We start from the raw sequence: 17,442 nt of genomic DNA, 5'->3' as shown, positions 1-17,442 counted from the left end.
AGCCCGGATTGACCCGTCGCCATGGAAATGGGATTGCTGCGGCAGCTCGCCGCAACAGGCCCCGATTGTGGCGGCTGCTTCGACTGGTTGGTCGCAACCCGAAATTATTTCCAATAGTCTTAGCCGAAATCGCGATTCCACACGGGAAAAATCGGGGGGAACCCATGCGTTTTGCATACATCGTCCTGGCGCTGGCCTGCGTCGCCTGCAGCGCAGATACAGGAAGGCAGTGGGCGGATACCGTTATCGTCAACGGCAAAGTATTCACCGGTGTACCCGACGCGCAGAATGCCCAGGCCGTGGCGATTCGCGATGGCCGTATCCTGACCGTCGGCAGTGATGCGGAGATCGAAGTCTGGGTTGGTGAAAGCACCGAGGTGGTCGATGCGCGGGGTCGCCGCGTGATCCCCGGCCTGACCGACGCCCACGCGCATTTCGGTGTGCGCCCGGCCGGCTCGCGCCTCCAACTGGAAAATGGGCCCACGCCGGATCCGAGCCCAATGGCAGTGCTGAGCGCTGTCGCCGCCGAGGTGGAGAAGCCGAGTGGAGAGGGCTGGATTTATGCCGAGGTGGGACCGGCTGTGCTCGCGGACAAATCCCTGCGCAGCGCGGCGCTCGACCGGGTTTCTCCCGAGCGGCCGGTGATGCTGTGGTCTTTTACCGGTCACGGAACCATCTTCAACAGCGCCGGACTGGCTGCCATCGGCCTCGAGGAACCGCAGGATGTCCCGGGCGGCTGGTGCGAACGGGATGCGCGGGGGCAATGCACCGGGTTGCTGCGGGAAATGCTCGAATTCCGTGCGCGCCGCGAACAGCGCCGGACCGTAACGACCCGGGAACTGGCCGCCGCCTACCGCAGCGCCGCGGATGACTACCTGCGCTGGGGCGTAACGGCGGTCCACGAAATGGCGCTGGGCCATCCGCTCCAGCAGACCGTCGCCGCCCTGGGCGAGGCGAATCCGGAGCTGCGCTGGTCCCTTTACCGCGCGCCGGTATTGCGCCACTCCCTGGACGAAGCCTGGCAACAAGACTTCGGCAACCTTCCCCTGCCGTCGTCAGTCCGGCTCGCAGGCATCAAGTGGATTCTGGACGGCACACCGGTGGAAGGTGGTGCAGCGACAAAGGCGGTCTATGCCGACCTCAATGCCTGGCGCGGCCAACTGAACTTCAGCGACAACGAAATCCGGCGCATCCTCAGCCAGGGCCTGGAGCGCGACGAGCAGCTGGCCCTGCACGCCTCGGGAGACCGCACGCTGGAAGCGATCTTTACCGCGATGGGCGAGCTGGCGCCGCCGGAAGTCTGGCGCGAGCACCGGCTGCGCATCGAGCACGGCGACATGGTCAATGGCGACCTGGTGGACCGGGCGGCGACATACGGTGCGGTGCTGGTACAGAACCCGCTGCATTTTGACAAGCTGCCAATTCTGCAACAGCGCTTCACCTCCGCGCAGAAAGCCAAGTTTCAGCAGGTGCGGGCGGCCTGGGAAAAACCGCTGCCGATGGCCCTGGGGTCGGACGCCGGCGGTCCGGGGCGCAACCCCTATCTCAACATCATGTTTGCGGCGATGAACCCGGTCGCCCCGGACCAGGCCCTCACCGTAAATCAGGCCCTCAGCGCCTACAGCCTGGGTGGGGCCTATGCGGAGAAACGGGAGGTCGAGCGGGGTACGCTGCAGCCCGGGATGCTGGCGGATCTGGCGATCCTCTCCCAGGACATTCTCGAAGTCCCGCTGCCGCAGCTGCCGGCCACGCAGAGTGTGCTGACAATGGTTGGTGGGGAGATCGTTTACCGGGCGCCCGCGGCCAAATAGGCCACCGGGGCGGTCAGCTTGCCGGCACCGCAAACACGGTGATGAATGCCAGCGCCGCGGCCACCAGCGCGAAGAACAATTGCCGGCCGTGGGAGCGGCTGACGCTGATTGCCACCAGGCACTGCAGCAAGTAGTAGAAGGCAAACGCCCGCGAGGCCAGCGCCACTATCTCCAGCGTATCGGCCATCCACGCCAGCGCTATGGCGCCGCCGCCGACCAGCACGGTGCCGAACCTGAGTTTGAGCTCTCTGTTCGTCACTTCTTCCAGATTGCCGGTCGCCGCCAGGGTATCGGCCACCGCCGCCGAGAACTGGCTCATGGCCGCGGCTATCACCAGCGGGGCTACCAACAGCCCCGAGGCCGCCGCGGCGAGCTGGATCAGGCTGTTGTCGTCGTACTTGCCGTTCAGTGTGTGCACCAGCGGCAGCGCGACGGCGATAAACACCAGGTAGACCCCGGTGGAAATAATCTGCGACAGGCGCGACGCGCGTATCCGCGTGTTGGCGTCGAACTCGTCGCCGAGGTAGCGAGTGGTCTCGAAGCCCTGCACCACAATGAGAATGCCGCCGACGATCGTCAGCGTTTGCCAGGCGCTGTGGGGTTTCGGCTGGAAGAATGTCAGCCCCTGGGGCGAGCGCCAGGCGTGCAGGTCGTGGAGCGCAAAACCCGCGATCAACGCGACGATAATCACCAGGGTGATGGCCAGCGCCAGCCCCTCCAGTTCGGCCAGGCCGGCCAGCCCCTGGTGAGGCCGATCAGCATGATGAACACGATCACGGCCGTGGTCAGCAGGCTCTCGTTCAGGTCCGTGTCCAGGTGCAGGCTGCCGAGCACGAACGCAGACAGGATATGCAGGTACAGGCACACCGAGATCACATAGGCCAGCACCAGGGCCAGGTCCGAGCAGCGCTCGAACGCCACCGTGGACTCTTTCGGCCGGCCCGCCAGCGCCGGCTCCGCATGGCGGATATTGAAACGGATGACGCTGCCCACGCAGTAGGCGAGGCCGCACACCAGCGCCATCGCCAGCGGTGCATAGACGCCCACGGCGCCGGCCAGAATCGGCACCATCACCAGGAAGCCGCTGCCGAAAATGGACGCCAGCGGTGTGCTGGTGGCCCTGAGCAGTGCGCGGGTGTTGCCGCCGCTGCGGACGGTGGCCTTGCGTTTCATCCGGTGCATCTGGTCTTCCGCGGCGAGTCCTACCTGTTAATCCTTGTGCACGCTGGAAATAGTGCAAGTCGGCGGCGGTGCGGGCGCACCGCCCGCGCGATAAGGCACTTTTCACCGCATTTTTCTGCATTTTCGCGGCGCGATACGCCCTGCCGCAGCAGGCGTGTGACCGAGCCTGTACTAATGTTCACAAATTCTGGTCGCACCGCTTGACATTAGTTGCACCTGTAACTAAGTTCGTTGCACCTGAAACTAATGAGTCCGCTGCCGCCTTGTCGCGGCGGCGCAATGAGTGATAACGGAGGACCAGATGGCCGATTTGTTTGAAAACCCGATGGGTCTCGACGGCTTTGAATTCGTCGAATTTACCGCGCCGGAGAAGGGCATCCTCGAGCACGTCTTCGCGGCCATGGGCTTCGAGAAGGTGGCCCGCCACCGCTCCAAGGACGTCGAGCTGTGGCGCCAGGGTGATATCAACTTCATCACCAACTACGAGCCGAACAGCCACGCCCACTACTATGCGCAGGAGCACGGCCCCTCCGCCTGCGGCCTGGCCTTCCGTGTCAAGGACGCCAAGCTCGCCTACGAGCGCGCGCTGGAGAAGGGCGCCCAGCCGGTGGAAGTGAAGACCGGCCCGATGGAACTGCATCTGCCGGCCATCAAGGGCATCGGCGGCGCCAACCTGTACCTGATCGACCGCTATCAGGAAGGCCAGACCATCTACGACATCGACTTCAAATGGCTCGAGGGCGTCGAGCGCAAGCCGGCCGGCTGCGGCTTCCACACCCTGGACCACCTGACCCACAACGTCTACCGCGGCCGCATGGACTACTGGGCCAAGTACTACGAAGACCTGTTCAACTTCCGCGAGATCCGCTACTTCGACATCAAGGGCGAATACACCGGCCTGCTGTCCAAGGCGATGACCGCGCCGGACGGCAAGATCCGCATCCCGCTGAATGAAGAGGCGGCCGGTGGCGGCGGCCAGATCGAAGAATTCCTGATGAAGTACAACGGCGAGGGCATCCAGCACATCGCCTTCGCCTGTGACGACCTGATCGCCTGCTGGGACCGCCTGAAAGAGCGCGGCATGCAGTTCATGACCCCGCCGCCGAACACCTACTACGACATGCTGGAAGAGCGCCTGCCGGGCCACGGCGAGCCGACCGCTGAACTCAAATCCCGCGGCATACTGCTCGACGGCACCACCGAGGGCGGCCAGCCGCGCCTGCTGCTGCAGATCTTCTCCGCCAACATGCTCGGCCCGGTGTTCTTCGAGTTTATCCAGCGCAAGGAAGACGAGGGCTTCGGCGAGGGCAACTTCAAGGCCCTGTTCGAATCCATCGAGCGCGACCAGCTGGAGCGCGGCGTGATCGGTGACAAGAAAGAGGCCCAGGGCTGATGGCGATCAAACGCATACACCACGTGGCCTACCGCTGCCGCGATGCCAAGGAGACGGTCGAGTTCTACCGCGACCTGCTCGGCATGGAGTTCAAGCTGGCCATCGCCGAAGACAAGGTGCCCTCCACCGGCGCGCCGGACCCCTATATGCACGTGTTCCTCGACGCGGGCATGGGCAACGTACTGGCGTTCTTCGAACTGCCCAACTCCCCGGAGATGGGCCGCGACGAGCAGACCCCGAAATGGGTACAGCATATCGCCTTCGAAGTGGAGAGCATGGACGAGCTGCTGGCGGCCAAGGCCAAACTGGAAGCCGCCGGCATCGACGTGCTCGGCCCGACCGACCACACGATTTTCAAGTCGATCTATTTCTTCGACCCGAATGGCCACCGCATCGAGCTGGCCGCGGACACCGCCAAGCCCGGCATGCACACCGAGCTGAAGCGCGTGGCCGAAGACATGCTCGAGGAGTGGTCCCGCACCAAGCAGGCACCGAGACACGCCGCCTGGATGCACGGCGACGCGGAGTTCGAACCCAATACCAAAGTGGAGGCACAGTGAAGTTAGCCAGTCTCAAATCCGGCCGCGACGGCCAATTGGTAGTGGTCAGCGATGACCTGACCCGCATGGTTTCCGCCGCGGAAATCGCCCCGACATTGCAGAGCGCGCTGGACAACTGGGCCGCCGCCTCCGCCGACCTGGAAGCGCTGCACGCGAAACTGCAGCGCGGCGAGATCCAGGGCGAGGCCTTCGACCAGGCCAACTGCCACTCGCCGCTGCCGCGCGCCTACCACTGGGCCGACGGCAGTGCCTACGTCAATCACGTCGAGCTGGTGCGCAAGGCGCGCGGTGCGGAAATGCCGGAGAGCTTCTGGACCGACCCGCTGATGTACCAGGGCGGTTCCGACACCTTCCTGGCCCCGCGCGAGCCGGTGAAGATGCCACAGAGCGAGGGCTTCGGTATCGACTTCGAGGCCGAGATCGCCGTGATCACCGACGACGTGCCAATGGGGGTGACCCCGGAGGAAGCGCTCGCCCACATCAAACTGGTGATGCTGGTGAACGACGTCTCCCTGCGCGGCCTGATTCCGAATGAACTGGCCAAGGGCTTCGGCTTCTACCAGTCCAAGCCGTCCAGCGCGTTTTCTCCCGTGTGCGTCACGCCGGCGCAGCTGGGTGACAACTGGAAGGCGGGCAAGCTGCACCTGCCGCTGCAGTCGTTCCTCAACGGCGACAAGTTCGGCGAGCCCAATGCCGGCGTGGACATGACCTTCCACTTCGGCCAGCTGATCGCCCACGCGGCCAAGACCCGCCCGCTCGGCGCCGGCACCATCATCGGTTCCGGTACCGTGTCCAACAAACTCGACGGCGGCCCGGGTAAGCCGGTGGCGGAAGGCGGCGTCGGCTACAGCTGTATCGCCGAGATCCGCATGATCGAGACGATCCAGAACGGCAAACCGAGCACCGCTTTCATGCAGTTCGGCGACCAGATCGCGATCGAGATGCTGGACGAAAAAGGCCAGTCCATTTTCGGGCGCATCGAGCAGACGATCCAACAGGCGTAAGAGCGCCCTGTGGGAGCCTGCCCTGCAGGCGATTGAGCCGGGAAGGTGGATGCGCGCAGCGCATCCACCTTCCCGGCCATCCCACACCCCCTTCTGACCATTTCCGTAGCGCCACGAAAATGGTCCGGCAGGCACAGTCAGCTGCGCACGCCACGCCTATCCCGCAGTTCACTAAAGTGACCCAAGTTTTGACGACCGCCCAGCAATAGATCACTATAGTGGTTTGTTGATATGTGATGATGTCATTTTGGATCACTATGGTGATCTATTGAGGCGGATATGCTTCCACAGCAGGCAACCATCGAGATCTTTCGCGGCAACCGCTGGCGGCTGGCCGCCGTGCTACGCCCACAAGATATCCGCCTGGGGCACCGCGGCCCCAGCCAATTTGAATACGAACTCGATTACGCGGCGGACCTGGCCGGGCCCGATACCACCGCCCCGGCGGGACTCAGCTGCCGCTATCCGGTGGATTTCACGCTACACGACGAGCCCCACTGGCCGGCATTTGTACTCGACCTGCTGCCCAGTGGCTTCGGGCGTCAACAGTGGCTAGACCTGCTGGAACTGACAGACGCCCCCTCCGCCGATTGGCCTCTGTTGCTGCGCGGGACAGCCTTCCCCCCGGGCAACCTGCGTATCGCCGAAGCGGTAGCCGCCAAGGACTTATCCACACTGGTACCGACGGCTACCGGTGAGTTGCTGCCCATGGCGGAACACCCGGGTTTTGCGCGGGAGGAGGTGGCTGCCAGGCAGCAACACTTTGTCGAGTACGCTTTTCAGCACGGTATCTACGCCTCCGGCGCCTCGGATGTGCAGGGCATGGCGCCGAAGCTGCTGCTGGCGCAGGACACACAGGGACGCTGGCACGCCGAGGGCGTCCTGCCGGATGAAAAGGTCGCGGCCTTCTGGATCCTGAAGCGCCCGCGCGGGAGCGCCGCGGCGGATCGGAAAATCCTCCGCAATGAGGCGGCCTATATGCGGTTGGCCAAGGCAATGGGCCTGAAGGTGTTTGCCGAGCTGGCGTGGGAAAACGATGCCCTGTTTATTCCCCGTTTCGACCGCCGTGTGCGGGCCGGAAAACCGGTGGAGCGGATCGGCATGGAGAGCCTCTGCTCCCTCGCCGGCGTGGCCGAATACGGCAAGCCACTTTCCCACGATCTATTGTGCCGGGCGCTCCTCCAGTATTCGTCCAACCCGGAAGCCGATCTGCTCGAATATATCCAGCGGGATATATTGAATGTGGTCCTCGGCAACAAGGACAACCACGCGCGCAACACCGCCGTGTACCGGTTTGAAAATGGCGATGTCACCCTGACGCCGCTGTTCGACTTCGCCCCCATGTACCTCGACCCCGAAGGCATAGCTCGCGTATGCCGCTGGCATGGCGACGCGGAAACGGCCGGCACGCCGGACTGGGGCGTGATTCTGGAGCGCTACCGCAACCACCTGGCCGACGGCGCCACCAGGCTGCGCCAGTTCGGCAAAAAGCTGCAACAGCTGCCGGAAATCGCCTGCGAGGCCGGCGTGGACGACGACATCATCGAACAGCAGCAGCCGGCGATAACCGCCCACGCCAGTCAACTGCTAAGCCTGAGGGAACGGAAATGAAGCTGACCCCGGAACAGATCAGGGAACAGCGGCAGCTGCTGAAACAGGGCATCGAAAAGGGAGAACTGACCCTCGGCCAGGCCGTGCGCCAGATGCGCAAGATCACTGGCATGAACCAGAAAGAGTACGCGCAGAAGATCGTTGGCATCTCGCCGAGGATCCTAGCCGAAATCGAGCGCGACGCCGGCAACCCGACCCTGGAAACCCTCAACAAAATAGGCCGCCCCTTCGGCTACCGCGTCGGCTTCGTACAAAAACAAACTACGGATAGGACAGAAGCAGGTAAGTAGGAATTTTACCCTTGCGGCCCGGGCAAGCCGGTCGCCGAGGGCGGTGTCGGTTACAGCTGCATCGCCGAGATCCGCATGATCGAGACGATCCAGAACGGCAATGGCCAGTCCATTTTCGGGCGTATCGAGCAGGTCGTGGAGCAGGCCTGACGCAGAGTGCGCCCTGCGGTACCTTAATGCCACTGTCCCCTTTGTAGGAGCGGCCCATGGCCGCGACATGCCGAGCTGGGGCTCGGCGCTCCCGGCAATCGCGGCCATGGGCCGCTCCTACTGGGTGTGTATAGCTTCGGCCAGCTGCCGGTGCCCGCCATTCATCCTGATCTGTCGTTTCCGAGAAAGAACAAAAAGGCCACCCGCCCGGGTGGCCTTTCTGTTTCTGTCGGGAAGTTTTCCCGTCAGTGCTGCATCAGCATCCGCTTGGCTTCGGCTTCGAGATTTTTGTAGGGCTCGCCCTTGACCGTTACGCCGACGGCCTGGATCTCGCCGCCCTCGAATTCGCCGGGCGTCTTGTACAGGCTGCTGACCGCGTCGCCGCTGTCGTAGCCGACGCACAGGCCGTCGCCGGACAGGGTGAACTTGGCCGGCTGGGTGCGCATCTCGCCGGAGGCCACCACCTTGTCGTCGATATAGAGTTTTGTGTTACCCAACGTCTCGCCCTTGTCGCCCTGGCCGGTCTTCTCGAATTCCATGCCGAGGGTGTACTTGCCCGGTGTCAGTTCGATGTCGGACTCGAACACCTGTTCCGGCTCTATGCCGAGGAAGTTGTAGACGTAGTACAGCTTCCTGTCCTTGAGGAACAGCGAGTGGCCGCCGAAGCGCGAGCCGTGCGCGAAGAGCACGCCAGAGGCATCTGGCTCCTTGATCTCGACATTGCCGAGGATCTTGTAGGAGCGGCCGCGCACATTGGTCGCGACACTCTCCGGCACGCAGGCGGTATTCGGATAGTAAATGTAGGTATCGCGCGGCGGTTCCTCGGCGGGGCGCTCGGTGGTCAGCAGCTCCGCGGCGCTGCGGTCGTCCAGCGGCAGTACGTTGTTCTTCTTCGCCTCGGCGAACCAGGCGTCCTGCAGTTCCTTCAGTTTTTCGGGGTTCTCTTTGGCCAGATTTTTTGATTCGGAGCGGTCTTCCTCCAGGTTGTACAGCTCCCACTCATCCTCGTCGAAATTGCCCTTGCCGGTCAGCGGCGCGTGCACCGCCGCCGCCTTCCAGCCGTCCTTCCAGATGCCGCGGGTGCCGAGCATCGCGTAGTACTGGACTTCCTTCTTTGTCGGCGCGTCCGGCGCGGCGTCGAACGTATAGGCCATCGAGACGCCGGACAGCGGATACTGCTTCACGCCGTGATTGGTTTCCGGCATTTCGGCACCGACTATCTCCAGTATCGTCGGCACTATGTCCACCGAGTGGTGGTACTGGTGGCGCAGTTCACCCCTGGCCTTGATGCCCTTGGGCCAGGAGATCACCAGCGGATCCGCGGTGCCGCCGGCGTACTGCGAATAGCGCTTGAACATCTTGAAGGGTGCCGAGAAGGCGGCCGCCCAGCCGGTCGGGTAGTGGTTGTAGGTTTCCGGGCCGCCGAGGACATCGAGGTATTTCAGGTTCTCCTGAAGGTCGTCGGGGAAATTGTTGAAAAACTTGTTCTCGTTGACAGAACCGTTCGGCGAGCCCTCACCGGAGGCGCCATTGTCGGCCGCGTAGATGATGATGGTGTTGTCGTACTGGCCCGTCTCTTTCAGGTAATCGATGATGCGGCCGATCTGCACGTCGGTGTATTCGGAAAAACCGGCGTAGACTTCCGCCATGCGCGCGAACAGGCGCTTCTGGTCCTCACTCAGCGAGTCCCAGGCGGGCACGGTATCCGCAGGGTTGGCCATCTCCTCGGGTATCGGGTTGAGGGCGGTGTTGACCGTACCCTCCGGCAGTACGCCTTTCTCGATCATGCGCTCGGTAACCCACTTGCGGTACTCGTCGTAGCCGTCGTCGAACTTGCCCTTGTACTTGTCGGCCCACTCCTTCGCGACGTGGTGCGGCGCGTGATTGGCGCCCGGGTTGAACCACAGATACCAGGGCTTGGACGGGTTAGTGGCGTTCTGGTTGCGCAGCATCTGGATCGCCTGGTCGGCGAGATCCTTGGACAGATGGTAGCCTTCCTCCGGCCCATAGGGGGCCTCGATAAAGCGATTGTCCTCCACTAGATCCGGGTACCACTGATTCGTCTCACCGCCAATAAAGCCGTAAAAGCGATCGAAGCCCATCTGCGTCGGCCACTGTTTGCGGCTCGCACCCGGCGCCACATCCGTCTCCGGCACATTATGGTTCTTGCCGATCCAGAAAGTGCTGTAGCCGTTGTCGCGCAGCACTTCGGCGATGGTGGTCACCTGCGGCGGAAAGCGGCCACTGGAGCCGGGGAAGCCCGAAGCAGTCTCGGTGATCGCGGCCATGCCGTTCAGGTGGTGGTTGCGGCCGGTGAGCAGCGTCGAGCGGGTCGGCGAACACAGTGCCGTGGTGTGCCACTGGGTATAGGTCAGGCCGTCTGCGGCGATGCTGTCCAGGGTCGGCATATTGATGCGGCCGCCGTAGGGCGACCAGGCGCCGAGGCCGGTATCGTCGTAGAGGATAAACAGGATATTCGGCGCATCCTTCGGCGCCCGTTTGGGGGTGAAGGGCGTCCAGTCCGGTTCCGAGTCGCGGATATCGAGTTCTATCTTGCCGTTGAACCCTTCGATGCCGGCGGTCGATTCCTCCTCGACGGTTTCCGATACCGTCTCGGTCACCTCCGCCGGCGCCCTGGCGGACTCTTTCGCCGGCGCGTCGGTGGAGTCCGTCTTGGGTCCGCAGCCGGTCGCCAGCGCGATCCAGGCGGCGAACAGTATCCGTATCCAGAGCCGTGGCGATTGAAGGCTGCTCATGGTGTCGTCCCTGCTATTGGTTGCCCGCGGACGCAAAGAAAGGTCCCGCCAGTAAACGGTAGTACAACGCGGGGACTTAGTACCTCGCGTCGACATTAACGTAAGGCAGACGACTCCACGTGCGGCGTCTTTTAAATGGGTGCGAAAAAGGCCAGTCCATTTTCAGTTGCAGCTGGCGGGTGGTGGAGCAGGTCTGAATGCACTGACAGTCATCGCTGGATCCCGGCTTCCGCCGGGATGACGACGTGAAATTTAATCTCGTCATTGCGGGCTCGACCCGCAATCCAGTGCATTAGTCGCTGAATTCGAAACAGCGCAAAAGATTCGACAAAAAGCCTGTCGTTCTGGTGACACATATTTGTGTCCGGAAAAATAACCGCGCCGGGGCGCCGCCGCGAGGGATTGGCTCAAAACTGGTACACGAATTTCAGCCAGTAATAATCCCCTTCGGGGGTATTCTCCGTTTCCATCTCGGGCAGCCAGCTGAGCTCCAGCAGCACGTTCTCCCGGCCCATCGGCAGCATGTAGCCGACGACCGGGCCTATGCCCGCCGAGCGCAGCTCGAAGTTGCCGCGAATGATCAGCCCCGGCTTGCGGTCGGCGCTGAACTGCTCCGCCCAGTAACCGTTAAGACCCAGGGTAATGAAACCGCTGCCGGCCTTGATCATCTGCTGGACACTCGCGTCCAGATGAGCAATGCGCCCGCTGCGGTAGTCGGTATCGCTGTTTTCATCGTTCAGCAGCAGTCCGGCGAAGACCGAGAAATTGAAGCCCGCAGCCTGGTTGCTGTAGCCGGCGCCGACGGTGGTCTGGATTGCCCAGTAATTGAGCCCCTCGTTGGCCAGCCGCCCGGTCTCGTAGTCACCGGTGGGCGCGTGCAGCGCAACCAGGAAATTGTACTGCCAGCAGTCGTCGACCCAGCCGAGCAGCGCCGGAATCAGGGTGGTATCCCCAAGGCCGGAGGCCGAGTCGCGCCGGCTGAGATTGCCAAAGGGGGTCTCGACCAAGCCGGTGACGTCCACGTCCACCCAGGACGGAAAGGCGCCCAATGAGTATTTGGCGCCCAGCACCGGTTGCTCAAAGGTGTAGATCAGACCCGGCGCGAAGGCATCGATATCGACATCCAGCCCCAGCGCCACCACGCCGGCGATCGGCGTCTCGGACGAGGCACTGAAGTCACCGTCGTAATGCATGTACTGCGGCTTGATCACCCAGCCCGCCTGCACCGGCGCCCGGTCGATCAGGGTGGCCATGGTGCCCGGCACGTAATAGCTCATGCCGCCCTCGGCGGCGCCGGCCGGCATCGGTGCCGACAGCAGGCAAGCCGCCACAAGCAAAGCGGACGCGTTGGCTACCGGCGCGTCGAAAACCGATTTTCTGGCGTTCACTGCTGCGCCTCCATGCTGCATGTTCTCCTTACTCCGCGAACGAAGAGCAAGGTAAGTCTAGTTGGCGAGATAAACTGCCCGCGACCATGTTCTGCGCGGGCGGGAATTGACGTCCGATCCCTGTGCTCTGGAATTTCCTTGCAATGTTCTGCCGAACGGCCCGCGGACTCAGGCGCATAAAAAAGGCCACCCGGTGGGTGGCCTTCTGGCGCGAGCACTTGTCGTGTCAGGTTTTATTTTGTCATCCGGATCATCACATCGAGAATCTTCTTCGCCGTCTTGCCGTAGGGCGGCATCAGCAGTTTGATCGGATCCAGCGGCCCCTGGTAGAACACCGGCCGTAGCTTGGAGAAGGTGATAAAACCCTCGTAGCCGTGGTAGTGGCCCATGCCGCTGTCGCCGACGCCGCCGAACGGGATATCGTGCTGCGCCACGTGCAGCACGCAGTTGTTGACCGTCACGCCGCCGGAAATCATGCGCTCGATATAGAAATCGGTCAGCGCCTTGTCGTTGGTGAACGGATAGATCGACAGCGGGCGCGGACCGCGGTTGACGTATTCCAGTACCTGCTGGCGATCGCTGTAGGTTTTCACCGGCAACAGCGGCCCGAAGATTTCCCGCTGCATGACTTCCATCTCGTCGGTGACATTCAGCAGCAGGTGCGGCGGAAACTTGCGCAGCCGGTCGTCACGACTGCCCTGGCCGCCGGACAGGTCGATGGCGGTGGCGCCCTTGGCGATGGCGTCGTCCAGCGTATCCCACAGGCGGCGGTAGGAGCGGTCGTCGATGACCGACGTATAGTCCTCGCTCTGCAGATCCGGGTAGCGCTTCTGCACCAGCTGTTTCGCCTTTTCCACGAACGGCTCGACGCTGTGTTCCGGCAGGAACAGGTAGTCCACGGTGGTGCAGATCTGTCCGGCGTTCAGCAGCTTCCAGAACAGGATGCGCTCGGCCGCAGTATCGAGCGGATAATCCGGCGCGACTATGGCCGGCGACTTGCCGCCCAGCTCCAGCGTCACCGGCGTCAGGTTCTCCGCCGCGGAGCGCATCACCGCGCGGCCGGTACTGCTGGAGCCGGTGAAGATCAGGTGATCAAACTTCAGGCTGGAAAACAGCGGGCCGACTCCACCGGTGTCCGGCACGAAGGCGAGTTTTTCCGGCGGAAAATAGTCGCCGCTGATGCGCGCCAGCAGCGCTGCCAGGCGGCTGGAGTTTTCCGACATCTTCACCATGGCGCGGTTGCCGGCGGCGAAGATGCTGGTCAGCGGTGCGAAGGTCAGGTTGGCCGGAAAATTCCACGGCACTATCACGCCCACCACACCCAGCGGCTGCGGGATCACGCGATTGCGGGAAGTGGGGTAGGAGGTGAGCGAAACGTGACGGCGCTGCGGTTTCATCCACTTCTTCAGGTTCTTGATGGTGTCCTTGATACCGTCGAGCACCACGTAGATTTCGCAGAACAGGCTCTCGATGCGCGAGCGGTTGCCATAGTCATCGCTGATCGCCTGCACCATGTCTTCCTGATGCTCGCGAATCATGCGCGCCAGTGTCTTCAGGTCGCGGATGCGCTGCTCGTAATCGGGCACCGGATCGCTGTGGTAGTCCTGGCGCTGCCTGTTCAGCAGGTCTTGCAGCATCGCCAGGTCTGCGTCGCCGCGGGTCAGTGTTTCGGTATTCATGCCATTTCCTGAAAAAGGCCCAATAAAAAAGGCCGGCATCGCCGGCCTACAGGGAAGATCGCGCTTTCGGTGCGCCCCTGCAGCCGCTGGTAACGGCTACAAGGGTAGACTCGATTGGTGTGGATGCCCGGTCGCGGTTAGCGGCCGATGCGGCGCAGCGCGGCAGAGGAGAAGTCGCTGCGGCTGGCCTTGTTGTCCCACTCCATGAACTGCGGCTCTTCGTTCGCCAGGCCGGTCACCAGGTAGCGGCCGGAATCCAGGTCGTGCAGGGTCTCGGCGGCCATCCACGGGGTGTTGACGTCGTAGAACATCACGTTGTGACCCTCGGCCACCTTCCACAGCTTGCCGCGGCCGTCGTAGTGATCGATCACGGACGCACTCCAGGAATCCTCGTCGATGTACATGGTGCGCTTGGCGTAGATGTGGCGCTCGCCCTCCTTCAGGGTCGCTTCCACTTCCCAGACGCGGTGCAGCTCGTAGCGCAGGTGCTCCGGATTCAGGTGGCCGGCCTGTACCAGCTCGTCGTAGCTCAGAGACGGATCCATCAACTTGTAGGTGTTGTACGGAATGTACATTTCCTTCTTGCCGATCAGTTTCCAGTCGTACTTGTCCGGGGCGCCGTTGTACATGTCGAGGTTGTCGGCGGTGCGCAGGCCGTCCACACCGGTGGCCGGGCCGTCGTAGGCGACGTTCGGCGCGCGGCGCACGCGGCGCTGGCCGGCGTTGTAGACCCAGGCGCGGCGCGCCTCTTTCACCTGGTCGACGGTCTCGTGTACCAGCAGCGCGGTACCGGTCAGACGCGCCGGCGCAGTGATCTGCTGCAGGTAGTAGAAGAGCACGTTGTCATCGCTCTTGGCATCGCGGCCGCCGTCGAGGAATTCCGGCCACACCAGCTGGTCGATCATTTTCACCGGCACGAAGGAGCCGTCCGCCTGCACCGGGATGGTGGTCATGGTGCGCTCGGCCGAGCCGCCGCGGTAGCGGGTGATGTGGTTCCATACCACTTCCAGCGCGGTCTGCGGCATCGGGAAGGGAATCACCGAATCGAAGTTGGTCAGACCGTTGCCGCCGGCGACCAGCTCGGTGCTGGTGGCGTTCTTCTTGACCACGTCGTACAGCGCCTCCGGGTAGGCGGCGGTGCGGCGGGTCTGGTACACCGGCATGCGGTAGCCGGGGTACTTCGCAAACATCGCGATCTGCCCCGGGCTCAGCTTGTCCCGGTACTGCGCCAGGTTTTCATTGGTGATCTCGAACAGCGGCTTGTCATCCGGGAAGGGGTTGGCCGGGCGGCCACTGTCCTTGCTCGGCGCCTCGGCGCCGCTGATCAGGCCGCCGGTCCAGGCGGGGATGCTGCCGTCGGCATTGCCGGCCTTGACCGCGCCCAGCGGAGTCAGGCTGTCGCCCAGCTTGGCGGCTTCCACTTCGGAGACCTTGGCGAAGGCGGAGCCGGCGCTCAGCGACAGGAGCAGCATCGCGGCGGCCGTCATGGTTTTGTCGAAGTTCTTGTTCATTGTTTTTTTCATGTTCTCTACCTCGCTTAGTAGGAGACTTTGAAGCTCAGGGACACGAAGTCCTTGTCTTCCAGGGTGTTGTGGCTGCCGCCGTCGAAGGCGGTGTAACCCAGGGTCGCGCTGTACTTCTGCTGGTACACGGCTTCCAGGGCCAGGCCCAGGGACTTGCTGCCCTCGTGGAACTGCTGCGCCGGTTCGGCGGAGTAGCCGGAAACATCGTGGGACCAGGCCAGGGTCGGGTTCAGGGATACGCCGGCGAACACGTTCGGGTATTCCAGTGCGGCGCGCGCGCGGTAGCCCCAGGCGGTGTCGGTGACATAGCCGTCGCTTTCGCAGTCGCCGTTGATCTGCCCGGCCGCCACCAGGTCGCTGCAGCTGGCGCCGTTGGCGAGGGTGAAATCGCCCAGGCCGAACACCGAGTTGCGGCCGTAGCGCTGGTCGGAATCCTCCACGCCGTCGAGCATGGAAATGCCGGCCTCGCCGATCAGGGTCAGGCGCGAGGCGCCCAGCACCCGCTCGAAGAACTTGATCGCGGTGACCTGCAGCTGGGTCTGGTCGAAGGTGTCGTAGCCCTGTACCACGCCGCCGTCAGCCACCTGTTGCACACGGCTGCTGAAAGGGAAGATGGGGTTCTCCGTCAGCGCGCCATACAGCACCTCGGAGCCGTTGATCTGCACCGGGGTGTCCGGCTTGTAGGAGATTTCACCGGACAGCGCCAGGCCGGCCACGTTGGTGGCGAAGCTGAGGCCGTAGATCTTCAGGTCTTCCGGGAAGCCGATCACATAGCCCGGGTTCAGCGCGGACAGGTCGCCGCCGGTGGGATCCAGGGCCTCGGGAATAAACACCTGGCCGACCGCATCCGGAATGGCGGAGCGCACCGCGCTGATCATCGGCAGGCGCGAGTGGATATTCATGTAGTAGGCGCCGAACTCGGTGCCGTTCAGCGCGGCCGCATAGTAGCGCGCCGCCAGGCCGTACTGGCCGCCGTCTTTCGGTTCCAGGTCGTCCTGGCGCGCGGCATAGAGGCCCAGCGCCGCGGCGGTGGCGTCCGGCGCCTGAACGGTCACCCGCTCGCAGCCGTCGGCGGCGAAGTCGGCGCTGGAGAAGTAGGTGCCGCAGCCCTCGATCTGGGTCTTCTGCCACTCGTACTGATAGAAACCCTCGACGCTCAGGTCTTCGGTCACGCCCACGTTGAAATAGCCCATGCCCACCGGCAGCAGGCCCTCTTTCAGTTCGGCGCCGGGGCGGCGGAAGGCGCTCACGTCCACCGGGTTGATGGCGTTGACACCGCCCTGGATAAAGGTGCTCTCGCCCCAGCTCACCACCTGGCGGCCGACCCGCAGGCTGATGGGCATTTCCGCCACTTCGGTATCCCAGTAGGTATAGGCGTCCAGCACTTCCGCACCGGAGAACTTGGCGTAATCGGAGAAACCCTCGTCGGACAGGGGTGCGCCGGCCGTATAGTCGTTGGCGTTGTTGCCGTGCGGGCGGTTCTCGCCCTCGAGTTCCTTGTCGTACCAGTACTTGACCCGCATGAACATGCCGAAGTTGTCTTTCGACAGTTCAATGTCGTGCACACCCTTGATGATCTTCGAGAAGGTCTCGCCCTCGGCGAAGTTCAGGTTGCCGTCGTCGGTGGTGGTGGTCTGGCCCGTGCCGCCGTTGAGGCTGCCGATAAAGCGCGGATCCGCTTCACTCACGCGCCAGCTGGCGCCCGCGTCCAGCTGCGAGGTGATGCGCAGCGCTATGTCTTCGCTGTCGCCAAAATAAAACTCGGCCGCCTGGGCCTGGCTGACGACGCCGCCGATCAGTGCGGCGAGCAGGGTCTTCTTATAGTTGGGCAATCTTATTTTTTTGTGCATTGGCTCTTCTCCCATTCATGCAGGCGAAAATCTTTACACGAGAAGATCAATGGATCGACGCCGTTCAATTCGCGCAGTGCGCCAACCTGTTGTCCTGCCGCGCCGGATTCGCGCGCGGGCGCCAGCGCCGCGGGGATTGGGGCTGCAGGTGAATGTTGATCGATTTTTAGTCAGCTGCGCTGCGGGGAGGGACAATGATTTGGCGCGTCTGACATATCGACCGGCGCGCGGGCAGCCAGATAATC

The 17,442-nt window shown here is 63.2% G+C and carries 13 protein-coding genes; 6 read left to right on the top strand and 7 right to left on the bottom strand.

Annotated elements, in window-relative coordinates; genetic code table 11:
• Positions 1-164: 164 nt before the first annotated feature.
• Complete coding sequence (locus RRF64_RS11345) at positions 165-1,811, top strand: amidohydrolase (RefSeq protein WP_323845996.1); 1,647 nt, start codon at positions 165-167, stop codon at positions 1,809-1,811.
• Positions 1,812-1,824: 13 nt separating this feature from the next.
• Here the strand turns inward: RRF64_RS11345 and RRF64_RS11340 are convergent, their stop codons facing one another.
• Together RRF64_RS11340 and RRF64_RS11335 are read right to left on the bottom strand one after the other, a co-directional pair.
• Entirely contained in the window at positions 1,825-2,502 is a 678-nt protein-coding gene (locus tag RRF64_RS11340; RefSeq protein ID WP_323845995.1) for a hypothetical protein, read from the bottom strand.
• Positions 2,499-2,993 (bottom strand): hypothetical protein, encoded by a 495-nt coding sequence (locus RRF64_RS11335; protein ID WP_323845994.1) that lies wholly within the window; start codon positions 2,991-2,993, stop codon positions 2,499-2,501. Before RRF64_RS11335 ends, RRF64_RS11340 begins: the two co-directional genes overlap by 4 nt.
• 301 nt (positions 2,994-3,294) lie before the next feature.
• Between RRF64_RS11335 and hppD the strand changes: the two genes are divergently transcribed.
• From hppD to RRF64_RS11310, 5 genes are all read left to right on the top strand, one after another.
• A complete protein-coding gene (gene hppD, locus RRF64_RS11330; RefSeq protein ID WP_323845993.1) occupies positions 3,295-4,386 on the top strand; it encodes a 4-hydroxyphenylpyruvate dioxygenase in 1,092 nt (363 codons plus the stop codon).
• The gene (locus RRF64_RS11325) at positions 4,386-4,946 is read left to right on the top strand and encodes a VOC family protein (RefSeq protein WP_323845992.1); all 561 of its coding nucleotides are present in this window, start codon (positions 4,386-4,388) and stop codon (positions 4,944-4,946) included. Before hppD ends, RRF64_RS11325 begins: the two co-directional genes overlap by 1 nt.
• Positions 4,943-5,950, top strand: a complete 1,008-nt coding sequence (locus RRF64_RS11320) for a fumarylacetoacetate hydrolase family protein (RefSeq protein ID WP_323845991.1) — start codon at positions 4,943-4,945, stop codon at positions 5,948-5,950. The genes RRF64_RS11325 and RRF64_RS11320 overlap by 4 nt, the downstream gene beginning before the upstream one ends.
• A gap of 279 nt (positions 5,951-6,229) precedes the next feature.
• Positions 6,230-7,561 carry a type II toxin-antitoxin system HipA family toxin gene (locus tag RRF64_RS11315; protein ID WP_323845990.1) on the top strand — a complete coding sequence of 444 codons (1,332 nt, stop codon included), beginning with the start codon at positions 6,230-6,232 and terminating at the stop codon, positions 7,559-7,561.
• On the top strand, positions 7,558-7,851 hold the full coding sequence (locus RRF64_RS11310) for a helix-turn-helix domain-containing protein (protein WP_323845989.1): 294 nt from the start codon (positions 7,558-7,560) through the stop codon (positions 7,849-7,851). The genes RRF64_RS11315 and RRF64_RS11310 overlap by 4 nt, the downstream gene beginning before the upstream one ends.
• A gap of 395 nt (positions 7,852-8,246) precedes the next feature.
• On the opposite strand, the gene RRF64_RS11305 is transcribed toward RRF64_RS11310, so the two are convergent.
• From RRF64_RS11305 to RRF64_RS11285, 5 genes are all read right to left on the bottom strand, one after another.
• Entirely contained in the window at positions 8,247-10,757 is a 2,511-nt protein-coding gene (locus tag RRF64_RS11305; protein WP_323845988.1) for an arylsulfatase, read from the bottom strand.
• 407 nt (positions 10,758-11,164) lie between these two features.
• The gene (locus RRF64_RS11300; RefSeq protein WP_323845987.1) at positions 11,165-12,145 is read right to left on the bottom strand and encodes a SphA family protein; all 981 of its coding nucleotides are present in this window, start codon (positions 12,143-12,145) and stop codon (positions 11,165-11,167) included.
• A gap of 233 nt (positions 12,146-12,378) precedes the next feature.
• The gene (locus RRF64_RS11295) at positions 12,379-13,824 is read right to left on the bottom strand and encodes a coniferyl aldehyde dehydrogenase (protein ID WP_323845986.1); all 1,446 of its coding nucleotides are present in this window, start codon (positions 13,822-13,824) and stop codon (positions 12,379-12,381) included.
• 137 nt (positions 13,825-13,961) lie between these two features.
• Positions 13,962-15,347 (bottom strand): DUF1329 domain-containing protein, encoded by a 1,386-nt coding sequence (locus RRF64_RS11290; RefSeq protein ID WP_323845985.1) that lies wholly within the window; start codon positions 15,345-15,347, stop codon positions 13,962-13,964.
• Between the two features lie 14 nt (positions 15,348-15,361).
• Positions 15,362-17,197 carry a DUF1302 domain-containing protein gene (locus tag RRF64_RS11285; protein ID WP_323845984.1) on the bottom strand — a complete coding sequence of 612 codons (1,836 nt, stop codon included), beginning with the start codon at positions 17,195-17,197 and terminating at the stop codon, positions 15,362-15,364.
• Between the last annotated feature and the right edge of the window lie 245 nt (positions 17,198-17,442).

Origin of the sequence: Microbulbifer magnicolonia (assembly GCF_035117725.1) — a bacterium.
GTDB lineage: Bacteria > Pseudomonadota > Gammaproteobacteria > Pseudomonadales > Cellvibrionaceae > Microbulbifer > Microbulbifer magnicolonia.
This window is presented reverse-complemented; position numbering and strand designations above follow the sequence as displayed.